This is a genomic window from Pseudomonas sp. M5, assembly GCF_016907075.1.
GTDB classification, from domain to species: Bacteria; Pseudomonadota; Gammaproteobacteria; order Pseudomonadales; family Pseudomonadaceae; genus Aquipseudomonas; species Aquipseudomonas putida_E.
Window position 1 is genome coordinate 1,088,438 of sequence record NZ_JAFBBH010000001.1, and the last position, 17,485, is coordinate 1,105,922.

The window sequence follows — 17,485 nt, forward strand, 5'->3', positions numbered from 1 at the left end:
CTTACTTCCGTCGCAAGGCAAAACACTTTATGGCCAACATTATCTTCACCCCGGATTCCGATGCCGAGTCCATTTCTTCCGACGTCGCCGAGTTCAACGGCGTGCTGGTCACCACCCAGATTCCAGCCGATCTGGACGGCGATATCGTGCAGCAGAGCGAAAGCACCCTGCAGGCACTGAAAGAAGCCTTGGAAAAGGCCGGCAGCGGCATGGACCGGGTCATGCACCTGACCATCTACCTCACCGACATGGCCGACCGCGCCGCCTTCAACGAGGTGTACCAGCGTTTCTTCAGCAAGCCGTGGCCGGTGCGCGCTGCCGTGGGCGTGGCGGCGCTGGCGTACCCGCAAATGCGTGTAGAAGTGACCGCGATGGCGGCCAAGGGCTGACACAGCGGTTGCCTCACCGCCAGGGGCTGCAAAGCGGCCCCAACCCAAGCAGGACGCAGTACCGGCAAAACACCTCTGGGCAGCCAAAGCATGCCACCCGCCCATTTCCCCGCTACAATGCCGCCCTACCGTGACAGCCCGAACCTATAACGACATGTCCCTTCCAAAGAATCACCTGGAACTGCTCAGCCCTGCCCGTGACGTGGCCATCGCCCGTGAAGCGATCCTGCACGGCGCTGACGCCATCTACATCGGTGGCCCGAGCTTTGGCGCGCGCCACAACGCCTGCAACGAAGTGGGCGAAATCGCCGAGCTGGTAGAGTTCGCCCGGCGCTATCACGCCCGCGTGTTCACCACCATCAACACCATCCTGCACGACAACGAGCTGGAACCAGCGCGCAAGCTTATCCATCAGCTGTACGACGCCGGCGTCGATGCGCTGATCGTGCAGGACCTGGGGGTGATGGAACTGGACATCCCGCCTATCGAGCTGCATGCCAGCACCCAGACCGACATCCGTACCCTGGAACGGGCCAAGTTCCTCGACCAGGCCGGCTTCTCCCAGCTGGTACTGGCCCGTGAATTGAACCTGCAGCAGATCCGCGCCATCGCCGCCGAAACCGACGCGGCCATCGAGTTCTTCATCCACGGCGCGCTGTGCGTGGCCTTCTCCGGCCAGTGCAACATTTCCCACGCCCAGACCGGCCGCAGCGCCAACCGTGGCGACTGCTCGCAGGCCTGCCGCCTACCGTACACCCTCAAGGACGACCAGGGCCGTGTGGTAGCATTCGAGAAGCACCTGCTGTCGATGAAAGACAACAACCAGACCGCCAACCTGCGCGACCTGGTCGATGCCGGCGTGCGCTCGTTCAAGATCGAGGGCCGCTACAAGGACATGGGCTATGTGAAGAACATCACCGCCCACTACCGCAAAGAACTCGACGCCATTCTCGAAGACCGCCCGGGCCTGGCCCGCGCCTCCAGCGGCCGCACCGAGCACTTCTTCGTACCCGACCCGGACAAGACCTTCCACCGTGGCAGCACCGACTACTTCGTCACCGACCGCAAGGTGGACATCGGCGCCTTCGACTCACCAACCTTCACCGGCCTGCCGGTAGGTGTGGTGGAAAAGGTCGGCAAGCGCGACCTGCAGGTGGTCACCGAAGTGCCGCTGACCAACGGCGACGGCCTCAACGTGCTGGTCAAGCGTGACGTGGTGGGCTTCCGTGCCAACATCGCCGAGCCGCGTGGCGAGTTCGAAGAAGACGGCCACAAGCGCTACCGCTACCGGGTCGAACCCAACGAGATGCCCGAGGGCCTGCACAAGCTGCGGCCCAACCACCCGCTGTCGCGCAACCTGGACCACAACTGGCAGCAGGCCCTGCAGCGCACCTCGGCCGAGCGCCGGGTAGGTGTGGAGTGGCACGCCGTGCTCACCGAACAGCGCCTGATGCTCAGCGTCTGCAGTGAAGAAGGCGTAAGCGTGCAGGTCGCCCTGGATGGCCCGTTCGGCGCAGCCAACAAGCCGCAGCAGGCCCTGGACCAGTTGCACGACCTGCTCGGCCAGCTGGGTACCACGATGTATCACGCCTATGCCATCGTGCTGGACGCACCGCAGGCGTACTTCATCCCCAACTCGCAGCTCAAGGCCCTGCGCCGCGAAGCCATAGAGGCGCTGACCGAGGCGCGCATCAAGGCCCACCCGCGTGGCGGGCGCAAGGCCGAGACCACGCCGCCGCCGGTGTACCCGGAGTCGCACCTGTCGTTCCTGGCCAACGTCTACAACCAGAAGGCCCGCGACTTCTACCACCGCCACGGCGTGCAATTGATCGATGCGGCGTACGAAGCGCACGAGGAGCACGGCGAAGTGCCGGTGATGATCACCAAGCACTGCCTGCGTTTCTCGTTCAACCTGTGCCCCAAACAGGCCAAGGGTGTGACCGGCGTGCGCACCAAGGTGGCGCCGATGCAGTTGATCCAGGGCGATGAAGTGCTGACCCTGAAGTTCGACTGCAAGCCTTGCGAAATGCACGTGGTCGGCAAGATGAAGAGCCACATCATCGACCTGCCGACACCCGGCAGTGCGGTGGCTCAGGTGGTCGGGCACATCAGCCCGGAAGACCTGCTCAAGACCATCCCGCGGGCACCGCACTGAGGGTGACACGCCCCTGTGGCCTGTAGGAGCGGCCTTGCCGGGGCGCCGGACCGGTCGGAAAGGGCTGCGAAGCGGCCCCAGCTGACCAGCAGCGATGCAAAAACCTGGGGCCGCTTCGCGGCCCTTTCGCGACACAAGGCCGCTCCTACAACAACCGCGAGACCTGCGCAGCGGCCGCCTTTACACCATCACAAAATTCCCAGCCCCCGTGCCGTCCGGTCCACGGCAATGCGCGTCTTGTCCACCAGCTCATCGAGCTCGCCATGCGTAGCCACCAGCGCCGGCGCCATGATCATCCGCCCCAGCGTGGAACGAATGATCACACCTTCCTCGAACCCGTAGGTGCGGCACTGCCAGGCCAGGTCGTTCTCGTTGGCGTAACGCTTGCGGCTGCCCTTGTCCTCGGCGAACTGCAACGCCGCCACCAGCCCCGCGCCCTGCACCTGGCCAATCAACGGATGGTTGGCAAACGCCTCACGCAGGATGCGCTGCAGGTACGGGCCGGTATCGTCCTTGACCTGGCGCACGATGCCTTCGTCGCGCAGCGCCTTGAGGTTGGCGATGGCCACTGCGGCCGCCACCGGGTGCCCGGAATATGTCAGGCCGTGGGCGAATACCCCGCCACGCTCCACCAGCGCCTCGGCGATGCGCTTGCTCAGCACCAGGCCGCCCATGGGTACATAACCTGACGTCAGGCCTTTGGCGATGGACAGGGTGTCCGGCTCGAAGCCGAAGTACTCGTGGGCGAACCATTCACCGGTACGGCCAAAGCCACCGATCACCTCGTCGGCGCACAACAGCACATCGTACTGGCGGCAGATGCGCTGGATTTCCGGCCAGTAGCTTTCCGGCGGGAAGATCATGCCGCCCGCGCCCTGAAACGGCTCGGCCACAAAGCCTGCGACATTCTCTGCGCCCAGCTCGAGGATCTTCTCTTCCAGCTGCAAGGCGCAGCGGCGGCCGAACTCGGCCGGCGTCAGCTCGCCACCCTCGGCGTACCAGTACGGCTCGTCGATGTGTGCCACGTCCGGAATCAGCCCGCCCATCTCGTGCATGAACTTCATGCCGCCCAGCGCTGTGGCGGCCAGGGTCGAGCCGTGGTAGCCGTTCCAGCGGCCGATCATGATCTTCTTGTTCGGCTGGCCGACCACCTGCCAGTAACGGCGCACGGTGCGGATCAACACCTCGTTGGCCTCGGAGCCGGAGTTGGTGTAGATCGCGTGGCTGTAGTGCCCGGGCAGCAAGCTGAAGAGCAGTTCGGACAGCTCGATCACCGCCGGGTGGGTGGTGTGGAAGAACATGTTGTAGTACGCCAGCTGGTCCATCTGCGCGGCGGCGGCGGCGGTCAGGTCCTTGCGCCCGTAACCCAGCTGGGTGCACCACAGCCCGGACATGCCGTCCAGGTAGCGCCTGCCGTCGTTGTCCCACAGGTACAGGCGTTCGCCGCGGGTGATGACCCGTGGGCCTTCGGCGTTGAGCGCCTTCTGGTCAAGGAAAGCGTGGATGTGGTGGGCCGCGTCGCTGGCCTGGTAGTCGCGGGTGTCGCGTTGCGGCTGGAAGGGTGCGTTCATTGTTGTTCTCCGTGAGTGAGGGTCAGCGCAGCTGGAACCAGGTGGTCTTGAGCTGGGTGTACTTGTCGAAGGCGTGCAGCGACAGGTCGCGGCCAAAGCCCGACTGGCGGCCGCCGCCAAAGGGCACCGCCACATCGAGGGCATCGACCGTGTTGACCGAGACGGTGCCCGCCTTCAACTGCCGGGCCACGCGGTGGGCGCGGTTGAGGTCGTCGCTCCACAGCGAAGCGGCCAGGCCATAAACGCTGTCGTTGGCCAGGCGTACGGCCTGCGCTTCGTCGTCAAAGGCAGTGATCGCCAGCACCGGGCCGAACACTTCTTCGCGGGCCAGGGCCGAATCCGGGCGCACGTCGGCGAACACCGTTGGCGCGATGAAGTTGTTCGAGCCGTTGAAGGTCAGCCGCTGGCCGCCGCACAACAGGCGTGCGCCGTCGCCCTGGGCCTGCTCGATGGCAGCCATGACACGTGCGCTCTGGGCGTCGTCGACGATGGCACCGGCGCGGCTGGCCGGGTCCAGGGGGTCGCCGGGCAGCCACTGGCGGGCCTTGGCCAGCAGGCGCTCGACGAACTCGTCGTGGACCGAGCGCTGCACATACAAGCGCGAATTGGCAGAGCACACTTCGCCCTGGTTGAAGAAGATGCCGAAGGCCGCTTTCTCCGCTGCCAGGTCCAGGTCCTGACAGTCGTCGAACACCAGGTTCGGGCTCTTGCCGCCACACTCCAGCCACACCTGTTTGAGGTTGGATTGCGCCGAGTACTGCATGAAGTACTTGCCCACCTGGGTGGAGCCGGTGAACACCAGGCAATCCACATCCGGGTGCAGGCCAAGGGCACGGCCAGCGCTTTCACCCAGGCCCGGCACCACGTTCAGCACACCTTCGGGCACGCCTGCCTCAAGCGCCAGTTGGGCCAGGCGCAGGGCCGAGAACGGCGACTGCTCGGCGGGTTTGAGCACCACGCTGTTGCCGGCGGCCAGCGCCGGGGCGACCTTCCAGGCAGCCATGTCCAGCGGGAAATTCCACGGCACCACGGCGCCGACCACGCCCAGCGCTTCGCGCGTGACCGTGGCCAGGGCATTGCCTGCGGTTGGCGCGACCTGATCGTAGACCTTATCCAGCGCCTCGCCGTACCAGGCGAATACGTTGGCCGCGCCGGGCACATCGATGGTGTAGGCGTCCATCACCGGCTTGCCCATGTTCAGCGAGTCGAGCAACGCCAGCTCCTCGCGGTGGGCCATCATCAGTTCGGCCAAGCGCAGCAACACGCCCTTGCGTGCCGCAGGTGCCATGCGCGCCCAGGGGCCTTGCTCGAAGGCGCGACGCGCCGAACGCACAGCCTGGTCGATTTCGGTATCGCCGCAAGCGGCGACCTGGGCCAGCAACTGCCGGTTGGCCGGGTTGATGGCATCAAAGGTCACCCCTGACTGCGCCGCCAGCGGGCGGCCGTCGATCAGCGCCGTGGTGATGAAGCTTTGCCGTGCAGCGCGCTGCTGCCAATCGCTTTTCGTATGCACGCAGGTCTCCCTTGCGGCCGCGCGGGCGGCCGGTTGCAGTTGTTGTAGGTGTGGGTGGCCGTGGCGCCGTCAGCGCCTTCGCAGGTAACTTTCCAGCGGGTCCTTGCTCAAGCCTTCCTGGGCCTGGGCCAGCGAATCGATGAACAGCGAGAACAGCTCGGACTGCTTGGCGATGTCGAGCTTGGTGTAGAGGTTCTTGCGGTGGGTCTTGACCGTGTCTTCACTGATGCCCAGGCGCTCGGCCAGCGAGCGCGTCGAATGGCCGCGCAGCAGGTACTGGGCGATGCGGCATTCGCGCTCGGTGAGCAGCGAGGAGCCGAAGTTGTTCAGCGCGGCGTTGATCTGCCGGCCCAGAGCACTTTCGAAGCGCCCGCCCACGGCGTCGACATCCAGGTGGCTCCACTGGCGCCGCACCACGGCCACCACCCAGGGTGCGACACATTTGAGGTCACTGACCTGCTGACGGTCCAGGCGGCGGGTACTGGCCAGGGCCACGGCGATGGTCAGGTGTTCATCCAGAGGGACGATGAAGTTCAGTTCGTCCTCCAGGTGTGCGTGCTGGTAGAACGACAGGTAGTACTCGCTGCGCTTGAAATGGTCGGGGGCAACGTCGCTGAGGCGAAAGCAGCCGGCAGCCACACTGTCCATGCAGGCACGGTAGAACGGGCACAGCAGGTAGTAGCCTTCCAGGTAGCGCTGCACGTTGCCTTCGGGCAGCCATGGGCCCTCCTCGTCCTTGACGAACAACGCCGAGGGCAGGCCCTTGCGTGGGTAAAGAAACACCGTGATGGCCTGGCACGGCGCAAGCAACTTGAGCGCGGCGAACAGCGCCTCGACGAAGCCCGGCGTGCCTTGGGCGTCGATGACACGGGCCATCTGCGCGTACCAGTCGGGCGATTTCAGCCGGTCTTTGCTCATTGTCGTCGTCCCATGCCGGGGTGGTCATGGTTGGGATTCTTGCATGGGATGCCGGGGGCGGCCATCACCCTTCGGGGTGAGGTTGTGGCATGCTCTGCAGCTCTTTCACTTCAGGGCCTGAACATGCTGATCGACGAAGAACTGACCCTGAAAAAACTCGAGACTTTCCTCGCCTTCATGCGCAGCGGCAACCTCGGCCGCGCTGCCGCCGAGTTGTCCACCAGCGCGGTCAGCGTGCACCGGGCCATTCATTCGCTGGAAAGCGCCCTGCGCTGCCCGCTGTTCAAGCACGAAGGCCGTCAGCTGATTCCGCTGGAAAGCGCCTATGTGCTGGAAAAGAAAGCCCGCCAGTTGATCCAGGACGCTGAGCAGATGGTGCGCCAGACCCGCGAGGCCGCCGGTTTCTACGCCGAACGCTTCCGCCTCGGGGCCCTGTATTCACTGACCGTGAAGACCGTGCCCAAACTGGTGATGGGCCTGAAGCTGCGGCGCAGCGAGCTGAACATCGACCTGACCCTGGGCTCGAATGTCGACCTGCTGCAGCGGCTGAAGAACCATGAACTGGAAGCGGTGCTGGTGTCGCTGGATGAAAGCGCGGCCGACCCTGCCTGCGAGCAATTGCCGCTGTTCTCCGACGATATCTACCTCGCCGTGCCCACTGATTCGCCGTTTGCCGAGCAGCAGGAGGTGGACCTGGCGGACCTGGCCGAGTCCACCTTCATCACCCTGACCCAGGGCTTTGCCACCCACCGCGATGGCGCACGGGTATTCCAGCAGGCCGGGTTCGAGCCGAAGGTGGCGATGCAGGTGAACGACATCTTCACCCTGCTCAGCATGGTCAGTTCGGGGGTGGGCTTTGCACTGTTGCCGGGGCGCATTGCTGCGGTGTACGAAAACCGGGTGAAGCTGATTGCGCTGCAGCCGCGTTACCGGCTGCAGCAACATATCGGCGTGGTGTTCCTCAAGGCCCGGGAGCGCGAGCCCAACCTGCTGGCGCTGCTGGCGGAATGCCGAATGTACAGCCGGGAAAACTGAGCGGCGCACACCGCGGCGGTTCGCCAGAACCACCGCGACAAAGCCGGCCTACGCCACCAGGCCACGCATGCAGAAGTACAGCAGCGAAGGCCCCAGCAGGCAGCCCAAGGCGGTGTAGAACGCTGCGGTCAGGCAGCCATAGGGCACCAGCTTGGGGTCGGTCGCCGCCAGCCCACCGGCCACACCGCTGGAGGTGCCCATCAAGCCACCGAAGATCACCGCAGTGCGCGGGTTGTTCAAACCGATCATCGGTGCCACGAACGGCGTCACCACCATGACCAGGATCGCTTTGACCAGCCCGGCGGCAATCGACAGCGCCATCACCTCGGAGCTTGCGCCAATCGCAGCGCCCGTCACCGGCCCGACGATATAGGTCACTGCCCCGGCGCCGATGGTGGTCAGGCTGACCGCATCGGTGTAACCAAAGGCCATGGCCACCCCTACCCCTGCGACGAACGAGGTGCCGATGCCGAAGAACAGCGATATCACCCCGGACACCCCGGCGCGCTTGAGTTCTTCGATGTTGACGCCAAAGGCCGTGGCGACGATGGCAAAGTCCCGCAACATGGCCCCGCCCAGCAGGCCGATGCCCGAGAGCAGCGGAATGTCCACCAGCCCTTTCTGCCCGCCCGTCATCACCCCGCCGACGTAAGACAACGCCAGGCCCAGGAAAATAGCGATGGCAGAGCCATGCAAACGCCCGCGGGTCAGCTTGTCGGAGAACCAGTAGGACAGCCACATGGTCACGCCGATCACCGCGAAACCACTGACCAGGCCATAACCGTTGATCACTTTCATCATGGATTCGTACATGGCGGTCACCGTTGCGCAGCAGTCAGGGGTTTGTCGGTGCCCGCCTCAGGCTTCTTTTGCCCGATGCGGTCCAGCAGCGGCACCATGGCAAAGCTTGCGACCACTGCCACGACGCCTGCCGTTATCGCCATCGGCCCACCGGACAGCGCGCCCAGCACATTCTGCTGGGCGGCCATGGCCACCACGATGGGGATGTAAATGGCGCTCCAGAATTCCACGCCCTGTTCGGACTTGGCCTTGATCAGGCCACGCTTGTTGAGGTAACTGCCGATGAAAATCAGCAGCAGCATGGCGATGCCGACACCGCCGACGTTGGCAGGTACGCCCAGGAGCTTGCCCAGGAGTTCACCGATAAACAGGCCTACAAGGGTACACAGGGCCAGAAAGGCCACACCGTAGATGATCATTGTTGTTGTCCTCGCGTTGGGTCGAAGTTGCTTGTTGTTGTCCTTCGAAAAACACGGCATTTATGGGCGCTGGCTGACCTCCTGACGCAGCAGGGCGTCCACTGTATCGAGTCGGGTTTGCTCCAGGGCAAGCACGCGCCCCTGTTCGAACACCGGGCGGGCCAGGCCGGTCAGCACGCTGCCCGGCGGTAGCTCCAGGTGCAGGCGCACACCGCGCTCATAGGCGTTGCGCAACGTAGCACGCCAGTCGACGAGCCGGGCCATGTTGCCGGCCAGGTCGTCACGCAGGCGTTGCGGGTCCAACAGCGGCCGCGCGCTGCTGCCACTGAGGTAGGTGATGCGCGGGCGGTTGATCTTAACGCTGGCAAACGCGTGTGCCAGCTCGGCCGCCGGGCCGTCGAGCAAGCGGCAATGGGAGGGCACGCTGACCGCCAGGCGCCTGGCCACGCCCTGGCCACGGCTGCGCGCCCTGGCGGCAACCTCGGCCATGGCCGTGTCGCTGCCGGCGATGACGATCTGGTTGTCGCTGTTGAGGTTGGCCAGGTACACCTCGCCGCCCACCTGCGCCAACAAGCGCTCGACACTGGCCAGATCCAGGCCACTCAGAGCGGTCATGCCGTAGCCTTGTGGGTAGGCACGTTGCATGAGCTCACCACGCAGGGCCACAAGGCGTACGGCATCGGTAAAGGCCAGGGCGCCCGCGGTGACGGCGGCAGGGTAGGCGCCTATCGACAGCCCTGCCACATAGTCGGGGGCCGGGCTGCGTTGCAATAACGTGCGCGCCCAGGCCACCCCGGCCAACAGCAGGCACAACTGCACGGCCCGGGTCGATTGCAATGCCTGCTGGCTGTCCAGGGCCAGCACCTGTTCATTGAGCGTATCGCTGGCCTCTTCCAGCAACGCTGCCGAGCCTTCGGGCAGGCGATGCAGCATCCCCGCCTGCTGCGCGCCCTGGCCAGGGAAGGCGAACAGGCTGCTCACGCTGCGCACTCCAGCAGGTTCCATGGGTCGGCCACCAGCCGTGCGCCAAGCGCCGACTTGAGCAGCACGCGCTGCGCCACCCCGGCCCATTCGCGAAGGGCGATGCCACCTGCAGGGGTTTGCAGTTGCACGTCGAAACGGCAAGGGCCGCAGTCGAGGCTATCGAGCAACTCACGCGCCTTTGCCCGGCTCATGGGCCGCGGTGTGCGTAGCAGCAGGTCGAGGTCGCTGGCCGCGTGCAGCACCTCAACCCCTGTAGCCAGCTGGTAACCCACCCCACCCGTCGGCCCCCAGGCCAGCCCGCAGGCGTCGAGCACAGGGGCCACGCTGGCCAGCGCCTGTAGCGCGGCCCAGGGGCTCGCGCCCTGCCCGCGCAAGGCTTCGGGGCGCAGTTGCCGGCGAATGTCCGCCACGCGCATCTGAACACCCAGGCGCTGCGCGCGCCCCTCCCCGCGCAGCCCCACCGCCACCCAACCTGCCGCGCAGCAGGCACGGCGCACCACCACCGGCTGCCCGGCCGCCAGTACCTGCGTGGCCCAGGCAGGGGCATCGACAGGCAGCGCGGCCGGGGTCATCCCCCAGAGCAGGTCATGTGGCTGCGGCGCGCTCATCTCAGGCCTCCTGCCACTGGCTGCGCAAGCGTGCACGCACTTCGCGGGACGCACTGCGGTGCTCGCCGGCCAACCGTGACGTCAGGTCGGTCGTGTTGCCGATATCGCGCAGCGCTTCGGCCAGGCACGCACGCACCTGGGCCAGATCGCTTGCGCTCGGGGTATCCGCGTTGTCCACACTCAGGCGCCGCCACAAAAGGCCCAGCGAGGCATAGCTGGCCAGGTCGTAGGCCATCGGCGGCACCTCGGCGGCCAAGGTTTCCAATTCTTCGACGCTGCGCAAGGTGATCCGCGCCGCCGCCGCCTTGCCCATCGCGTGCACCATCACCCCGCTGTCATCCAGTGCAATCAGCCGCTGGGCCTGGTAGCCGTGGGCCAGAAACGCACCGGACATGGCCTTGCCCACCAGCAGGCCAATAACCGGGTGCCCGGCCAGGCGTGCCTGGGCATAGGCCAGCACCGCAGCGGCCAGCGCCTGGTGGATGCCCAAGGCTTCCTCGCGGCGGCCATAGGCCTGGCTGGGCACATCAATGACCGCGACGATGGCGCGCTTCTCGCCATCGCGGTCCAGCTCAATCGCCTCGCTCACCGCCTTGGCCAAGGCCCAGCCTTCGAGCAGGCCGACTTCACCGTTGCGCGCCCGGGGGAACGGGTTGTGCGCATCCGGCACCACGGCAATGAAGCGCGCCGTGCGGTTGTCCAGCTCGCCGTCGATGACCCGCAGCGAGGCGGGATATCCTGGCAGTGCTTCGCTGCCGGCCAGGCCTGGCAGCCAGTTCAGGGCACGGTTCATGGGGCATCTCCTTGGTAAAGGGCGCGTACGGCGGCGGCGTCCAGTTGCGGGCAGTCATTGCCCAGGCTGGCAAGCCGCTCGAGGTACCAGGCGTGGCGGCCTGCGCGGTTGGCACTGGGTACGTCGAGCAACTGCAGCAGCTGCTGGCGAATGCTGTCGACGTCATCGGCCACATAACCATCCACCAGGCCGCTGGCATATCGTTGCTCGCCACCGGTCAGGCTCCAGATGAAGGGGCGGTCCTTGGCGTCGTACTCGGCGATGCCAGCTTCCTGCTCGATCACCTGCGGGCCGTTGAGGCCCAGGCGCGCCTCACGGGTCACCAGCAGGTGGCTGCACAGCCCCGCTGCGATGGACATGCCGCCAAAGCAGCCCACCGAGCCTGCGACCAGCCCGACCACCGGCTGATGGCGGCGCAGCTCGACGATGGCCGCCTGGATCTCGGCAATCGCCGCAAGGCCCAGGTTGGCCTCCTGCAGGCGCACCCCGCCGGTCTCCAGCAGCAGCACGGCGCAGGTCGGGATGCCGTTGCGGTTGTCTTCTATGGCCAGCTCCAGCGCACCGGCAATCTTGGCCCCGCCCACTTCGCCCATGCTGCCGCCCTGGAACGCGCCTTCGATGGCGGCGATGACCGTGTTGCGGCCACCGAGCAAGCCCTTGGCGATGACCACGCCGTCGTCGGCCTGGGGCACGATGCCCTGGCGCGGCAACCACGGCGACATCAGCCGCTCGAACGGGCCTAGCAGCTCGCGAAAACTGCCCGGGTCGAGCAAGGTGCGGGCACGCTGGCGCGCTCCCAGTTCGACGAAGCTGCGGCTCTGCAGCAAGCGTTCGGTGTCAGTCATGGGCGATCTCCTCGAAACCTTGCTCAAGGCGCAGGCGTACCACGCCAGGCGTGGCGCCGAAATCATGGATGTCGATGTTCACCGCCGGCCATGTGCGCCCTTGGAACAGGCGCTGGAACAGTTGCTCCCAGCGGGCGCCGCTGCCGTTGACCGAGGTCACCACCTGGATGTTCAGGCTGCCGGCCGTGCCGGGCTCCATCAGGACTTCCAGGTCGCCCGAGCTGACGCAACCCACCAGGGTGCGGCCACGGCCAGGCTCGGCGGCAGGGAATTGAAAGGTCAGGGTTTCCATGTCACAGGCTCCCGGCTTTGTCGAGGAACAGGCAGGCGGCCAGCAGGTCGGCGGCACCGCCCGGTGAGGCGTTCAGTTGCAACAGTTGGGTGTCCAGCAGGCGCAAGTGGCGGCGGCCGTCGAGGGTGGCACTGCCACCGGCTGCGAGCACATGGCGGGCGCCCTGTTGGAGCGTTTGCAGGCCCTCGGGGCCGGCGCGCCAGAGCACGCAGGTGTCACTCAGCGCGGCCATGATCGCCAGCAAGGCATCGAGGCGTGCGTGGTTTTCGCTGACACCGTTGGCGCGGCTGCGGCGCAGTTGCGGCAGGCCGTGTTCGATCACGGCAGGAAAGCCCTGTTGCGCCTGTTCGCGGGCACCGCCGGCGCCGTAACGGTGGCGCACCTGAGTGCCGTGGCTGTCGTGGGCGGTGGCGGCCGGGTCATCGATCAGGGCGATGCGCCCGGCACGGGCTGCGACGGTACTCGCGTCAGCCTGGGCATCCAGGGCCCGGGCGGCCACCAGCAAGCCAAGGGCCCATATCGCGCCGCGGTGGGTATTGACCCCGGCGGTGGTGGCCAGCATCGCAGCCTCCCCTTCACGGCCGATACGGCCCAGCTCGATGCGCAGCGCCAGGCCAACCTCGCCATGGGCCTGGGCGGCGTCGGCCATTTGCCGCAAGCAAGGCCAAAGGGCAAGCGCCGAGGCATGCATAAGGGCCAGCGTCATGTCGCTGTGCGCGCCGCTGCTGCGCCGGTCCACCAGGCCGGGCTTGGGTGACAGGTCGGCCTCGTCCAGCAGGGCTTCCACGGCCAGGTCGGCCAGCCGGTCGGCAAGGGGAATGGCGTTTTCAGGTGCCGGCCTGATCGCCGGCAAGCCTGCCCCCACAGGGATCGTGCAGTTTTCAAGCGGGCGGCCGGCCCGGTGAAGGGGATCATAGGGTTGCAGATCGAATAGTTGCATCACCAGCTCCTGAACCGTGCGGGCGGGTTGTACAGGCCACCGGACCACTCCACCAGGTCGGCGATGCTGCGCGCAGCGAGCAGTTCACGGCTGGCATCGGTACGGCGGATGCCCAGGTCTTCGGGCAAGGCCACCAGGCCTTGCTGGCGCAGGCGCAAGGTGTCCTTGGGGTCATGGCGCAAGCCGATGGCGGTGACCCCGGCCACGGCGGCGATCATCTGCTGGCGCTCTTGCAGGCTGCGGGCCTTGTACAGGTACGCGATACCCTCTTCGGTGAGCAGGTGGGTGACGTCATCGCCGTAGATCATCACCGGTGCCAGCGGCATGCCGACCTTCTTCGCCACGTCCACGGCGTCCAGGGTTTCGACGAACGTCGGTTTGCCGCCTTCCTGGTAGGTTTCGACCATCTGCACCACCAGCTTGCGGCCGCGTTCGAGCAAGGTGTCGGGCACCGTCATGTCGAGCCAGGCCGGGGTGGCGTGGCGCCGGCCGCGGGGGTCGTGGCCCATGTTGGGCGCGCCGCCGAAGCCGGCCAGGCGGCCGCGGGTGACGGTCGAGGAATGGCCATCACCATCGACCTGCAAGGTGGCGCCGATGAACAGGTCGACCGCGTACTGCCCGGCCAGCTGGCACATCATGCGGTTGGAGCGCAGCGAGCCGTCGCGGCCGGTGAAAAACACGTCCGGGCGTTGCGCGATGTAGTCTTCCATGCCCAGTTCGGTGCCGAAGCAATGCACGCTTTCGACCCAGCCGGTCTCGATGGCCGGGATCAGCGTGGGGTGCGGGTTGAGCGTCCAGTTGCGGCAGATCTTGCCCTTCAGGCCCAGCGACTCGCCGTAGGTCGGCAAGATCAGCTCGATGGCGGCCGTGTTGAAACCAATGCCGTGGTTGAGCGACTGCACGTTGTGTTTTTCGTAGATGCCGCGGATGGCCATCATCGCCATCAGCACGTGCACCGGTTTGATGTGCCGTGGGTCGCGGGTGAACAGTGGCTCGATGTAGAACGGCTGGTCAGCGACCACCACGAAGTCCACCCAGGAAGCCGGAATGTCCACGCGCGGCAGGTCGTCGACGCGGTCGACCAGCTGGTTGACCTGGGCGATCACCAGGCCATCGCTGAAGGCGGCCGGCTCCACCAGTGCCGGGGTGTCCTCGGTACTGGGGCCGGTGTACAGGTTGCCGTCACGGTCTGCCATGAACCCGGCGACCAGGGTTACATTGGGGATCAGGTCAACCAGCAGGCGCGAATACAACTCGATGTAGGTATGAATGGCGCCGACTTCGAGCTGGCCGTCTTCCAGCAACTGGCCGATGCGCAGGCTCTGCGGGCCGGCGAAAGAAAAGTCGAGCTTGCGGGCGATACCCCGTTCGAACAGGTCCAGATGCTCGGCACGGCTGACGCTGGGCATGATCATGTGCAGGTCGTGCAGGCGCTCGGGGTCGGCCTTGGCCAGCGAACGGGAGAGGAAGTCGGCCTGCTTCTGGTTGTTGCCTTCGAGCACCACCCGGTCCCCTGGGGCGATCAACAGCTCCAGTGCCTCGACGATGCGCTCGGTTGGCAGCACCACACCGTCGGCCAGGTGACGGACCCGCTCCAGGCGGCGCTGCTTCTCGGCGCGCCGCCTGGACCATTGCGGCGGTGGATTCTTCGTTATGGTCATGGGTGACTCCACGGGTTCGCTGTCGTGGGGGCACAGTAGGACGCGGGGGTTGGGTGATCAATCAAGCTGGGGGCGTGATCGTTACGGTCAGGGTAATGGTTGCAAGAGGGTTGCCTGCAATGCACGACCCTGAAAAACTCAAAGCCGTAGCCATGGCAAAAACGCACGCCTCACCTGCAGATATATCCATTGTGCAGGGCAATTTTGCATGACAGGATCCACCGATCCTCCAGCGCACTCCAGACTTCACTTGGAAAATCAATAACAAAGCAGGGAGAACGCGATGACCGCGCACGCTCATACCTCGGCAACGGCCCATGTACTGGCCGAGGTCCGCAACCAGATTGGCCACCTCACCCTCAACCGCCCCAGTGGCCTCAACGCCCTGACCCTCGACATGGTGCGCAGCCTGCGCCAGCACCTGGACCACTGGGCCGACGACCCGCAAGTGCAAGCGGTAGTGCTGCGCGGCGAAGGCCCCAAAGGCTTTTGCGCCGGCGGCGACATCCGCTCGCTGCATGACAGCTACAAGGCTGGCGACACGCTGCACGAAGACTTCTTCGTCGAGGAATACGCCCTTGACCTAGCGATCCACCGCTACCGCAAACCGGTGCTGGTGCTGATGGACGGCTTCACCCTGGGTGGCGGCATGGGCCTGGCACAGGGCTGCGACCTGCGTATCGTCACCGAGCGCAGCCGGCTGGGGATGCCCGAAGTCGGCATCGGCTATTTCCCCGACGTTGGCGGCAGCTACTTCCTCTCGCGCATCCCCGGGGAGCTGGGCACCTACCTGGGCGTCAGTGGCGCGCAGATCCAGGCGGCCGACGCGCTGTATTGCGGGCTGGCCGACTGGTACCTGCCAAGCGAAAAACTCGCTGAACTGGATGAAGGCCTCGACCAACTGGACTTCGGCGCCCATCCGCTCAAGGCGTTGCAAAACCTGCTCGCGAAGCTGGGCAGCCAGGTGCTGGACGATGCGCCGCTGGAAAAACTGCGCCCGGTCATCGACCACTTCTTCGCCCTGCCTGATATGGCAGCAATCATCGAGCAACTGCGGGCAGTCAGCATCGGCGACAGCCACCAGTGGGCACTGGCCACCGCCGACCAGCTGGAAAGCCGCTCGCCACTGGCCATGGCGGTTACCCTGGAGATGTTGCGCCGCGGCCGTTACCTGCCGCTGGAAGCGTGCTTCGCCATGGAGCTGCACCTTGACCGCCAGTGGTTCCAGCACGGCGACATCATCGAAGGCGTGCGCGCCCTGATCATCGACAAGGACAAGCAGCCACGCTGGAACCCGCCGACCTTGGCGGGCCTGCAACGCCAGCGCGTCGACCAATTCTTCGAAGGCCTGTGAGCCGGGGAGTACACAGATGCAAGACCTGGAACTGAGCGAAGAGCAGATCATGATCCGCGACATGGCCCGGGACTTCGCCCGCGGCGAAATCGCCCCGCATGCCCAGGCCTGGGAAAAAGCCGGCTGGATCGATGACGGCGTGGTGCGCAAGATGGGTGAGCTGGGCCTCTTGGGCATGGTGGTGCCGGAAGACTTTGGCGGCAGCTACACCGACTACGTGGCCTATGCCCTGGCCGTCGAGGAAATCTCCGCAGGCTGTGGCGCCACCGGTGCGATGATGAGCATCCACAATTCGGTGGGCTGCGGCCCGCTGCTGGCCTATGGCACGCCCGAGCAGCAGCAGGCATGGCTGCCGCGCCTGGCCAGCGGCGAGGTGATCGGCTGCTTCTGCCTGACCGAGCCACAGGCCGGTTCCGAAGCGCACAACCTGCGCACCCGCGCCGAGTTGATCGACGGCCAATGGGTGATCAATGGCGCCAAGCAGTTCGTCAGCAACGCCCGCCGCGCGGGCCTGGCGATCGTCTTTGCCGTGACCGACCCAGAGCTGGGCAAGAAAGGCCTCTCCGCATTCCTGGTACCCACCGACAATCCGGGGTTCAAGGTCGATCGCAGCGAACACAAGATGGGTATCCGTGCATCCGACACCTGCGCCGTCACCTTCGACAATTGCCGCATCCCCGCCGCCAACCTGTTGGGCGAGCGTGGCAAGGGCCTGGCCATTGCCTTGTCCAACCTCGAAGGCGGGCGTATCGGCATCGCGGCCCAGGCCCTGGGCATCGCCCGTGCCGCGTTCGAGGCTGCACTGGTCTATTCCCGCGACCGGGTGCAGTTCGGCAAGCCGATCAACGAGCACCAGAGCATCGCCAACCTGCTGGCCGACATGCAGGTGCAGGTCAATGCCGCACGGCTGCTGATCCTGCATGCCGCGCGCCTGCGTAGCGCAGGCAGACCCTGCCTGTCGGAGGCGTCACAGGCCAAGCTGTTCGCATCGGAGATGGCCGAGCGGGTGTGCTCGATGGCGATCCAGGTGCATGGCGGCTATGGCTACCTGGAAGATTACCCGGTCGAGCGCTATTACCGTGACGCACGCATCACGCAGATCTATGAAGGGTCGAGCGAGATCCAGCGGATGTTGATTGCCAGGGAGTTGAAGCACTATCCGTTGTGATGTTCCTCGCTGGGGCCCACAGGTAAAGCCCTGCCCGCC

17 protein-coding genes are annotated in these 17,485 nt (G+C 65.8%); 5 read left to right on the plus strand and 12 right to left on the minus strand.

The features are described from left to right. Positions 1–29 precede the first annotated feature (29 nt). Positions 30–389 (plus strand): RidA family protein, encoded by a 360-nt coding sequence (locus tag JOE27_RS05125; RefSeq protein ID WP_012314719.1) that lies wholly within the window; start codon positions 30–32, stop codon positions 387–389. A gap of 154 nt (positions 390–543) precedes the next feature. Next, complete coding sequence (locus tag JOE27_RS05130; RefSeq protein ID WP_204918118.1) at positions 544–2,544, plus strand: U32 family peptidase; 2,001 nt, start codon at positions 544–546, stop codon at positions 2,542–2,544. A gap of 188 nt (positions 2,545–2,732) precedes the next feature. Here JOE27_RS05130 and JOE27_RS05135 read toward each other — a convergent pair whose 3' ends face one another. The 3 genes from JOE27_RS05135 to JOE27_RS05145 all read right to left on the minus strand — a co-directional run bounded on the left by JOE27_RS05135 (position 2,733) and on the right by JOE27_RS05145 (position 6,546). Then, the gene (locus tag JOE27_RS05135) at positions 2,733–4,115 is read right to left on the minus strand and encodes an aspartate aminotransferase family protein (RefSeq protein ID WP_115274639.1); all 1,383 of its coding nucleotides are present in this window, start codon (positions 4,113–4,115) and stop codon (positions 2,733–2,735) included. Positions 4,116–4,137: 22 nt separating this feature from the next. Next, on the minus strand, positions 4,138–5,628 hold the full coding sequence (locus tag JOE27_RS05140) for an aldehyde dehydrogenase (RefSeq protein WP_115274638.1): 1,491 nt from the start codon (positions 5,626–5,628) through the stop codon (positions 4,138–4,140). Between the two features lie 69 nt (positions 5,629–5,697). Beyond that, complete coding sequence (locus JOE27_RS05145; RefSeq protein ID WP_046786023.1) at positions 5,698–6,546, minus strand: helix-turn-helix transcriptional regulator; 849 nt, start codon at positions 6,544–6,546, stop codon at positions 5,698–5,700. Between the two features lie 123 nt (positions 6,547–6,669). Between JOE27_RS05145 and JOE27_RS05150 the strand changes: the two genes are divergently transcribed. Next, positions 6,670–7,581 (plus strand): LysR substrate-binding domain-containing protein, encoded by a 912-nt coding sequence (locus tag JOE27_RS05150; RefSeq protein ID WP_125923687.1) that lies wholly within the window; start codon positions 6,670–6,672, stop codon positions 7,579–7,581. 48 nt (positions 7,582–7,629) lie between these two features. Here JOE27_RS05150 and madM read toward each other — a convergent pair whose 3' ends face one another. From madM to mdcA, 9 genes are read right to left on the minus strand one after another with little or no spacing between them, the layout of a single operon-like run. Beyond that, positions 7,630–8,394, minus strand: coding sequence for a malonate transporter subunit MadM (gene madM / locus JOE27_RS05155; protein ID WP_012314725.1), 765 nt, complete (start codon positions 8,392–8,394; stop codon positions 7,630–7,632). 5 nt (positions 8,395–8,399) lie between these two features. Then, positions 8,400–8,801 carry a malonate transporter subunit MadL gene (gene madL, locus JOE27_RS05160; protein ID WP_046786022.1) on the minus strand — a complete coding sequence of 134 codons (402 nt, stop codon included), beginning with the start codon at positions 8,799–8,801 and terminating at the stop codon, positions 8,400–8,402. A gap of 60 nt (positions 8,802–8,861) precedes the next feature. After that, positions 8,862–9,782 (minus strand): malonate decarboxylase subunit epsilon, encoded by a 921-nt coding sequence (gene mdcH / locus JOE27_RS05165; RefSeq protein ID WP_115275532.1) that lies wholly within the window; start codon positions 9,780–9,782, stop codon positions 8,862–8,864. Continuing rightward, positions 9,779–10,393 carry a malonate decarboxylase holo-ACP synthase gene (locus JOE27_RS05170; RefSeq protein ID WP_204918120.1) on the minus strand — a complete coding sequence of 205 codons (615 nt, stop codon included), beginning with the start codon at positions 10,391–10,393 and terminating at the stop codon, positions 9,779–9,781. The genes mdcH and JOE27_RS05170 overlap by 4 nt, the downstream gene beginning before the upstream one ends. Before the next feature lies 1 nt (position 10,394). Continuing rightward, on the minus strand, positions 10,395–11,186 hold the full coding sequence (mdcE, locus tag JOE27_RS05175; RefSeq protein WP_204918122.1) for a biotin-independent malonate decarboxylase subunit gamma: 792 nt from the start codon (positions 11,184–11,186) through the stop codon (positions 10,395–10,397). Next, a complete protein-coding gene (locus tag JOE27_RS05180) occupies positions 11,183–12,031 on the minus strand; it encodes a biotin-independent malonate decarboxylase subunit beta (protein WP_046786019.1) in 849 nt (282 codons plus the stop codon). Before JOE27_RS05180 ends, mdcE begins: the two co-directional genes overlap by 4 nt. Beyond that, complete coding sequence (locus JOE27_RS05185; RefSeq protein ID WP_012314731.1) at positions 12,024–12,323, minus strand: malonate decarboxylase subunit delta; 300 nt, start codon at positions 12,321–12,323, stop codon at positions 12,024–12,026. Before JOE27_RS05185 ends, JOE27_RS05180 begins: the two co-directional genes overlap by 8 nt. A gap of 1 nt (position 12,324) precedes the next feature. Further along, positions 12,325–13,263 carry a triphosphoribosyl-dephospho-CoA synthase gene (locus tag JOE27_RS05190; RefSeq protein ID WP_204918124.1) on the minus strand — a complete coding sequence of 313 codons (939 nt, stop codon included), beginning with the start codon at positions 13,261–13,263 and terminating at the stop codon, positions 12,325–12,327. Further along, positions 13,263–14,924: a malonate decarboxylase subunit alpha gene (gene mdcA, locus JOE27_RS05195; protein WP_115274634.1), complete on the minus strand. Its 1,662-nt coding sequence runs from the start codon at positions 14,922–14,924 to the stop codon at positions 13,263–13,265. The genes JOE27_RS05190 and mdcA overlap by 1 nt, the downstream gene beginning before the upstream one ends. A gap of 283 nt (positions 14,925–15,207) precedes the next feature. On the opposite strand from mdcA, the gene JOE27_RS05200 reads away from it, so the two are divergent. Both JOE27_RS05200 and JOE27_RS05205 read left to right on the plus strand, forming a co-directional pair. Next, positions 15,208–16,278, plus strand: coding sequence for an enoyl-CoA hydratase/isomerase family protein (locus JOE27_RS05200; RefSeq protein WP_204918126.1), 1,071 nt, complete (start codon positions 15,208–15,210; stop codon positions 16,276–16,278). 16 nt (positions 16,279–16,294) lie between these two features. Then, positions 16,295–17,446 (plus strand): acyl-CoA dehydrogenase family protein, encoded by a 1,152-nt coding sequence (locus JOE27_RS05205; protein ID WP_115274632.1) that lies wholly within the window; start codon positions 16,295–16,297, stop codon positions 17,444–17,446. Positions 17,447–17,485 lie beyond the last annotated feature (39 nt).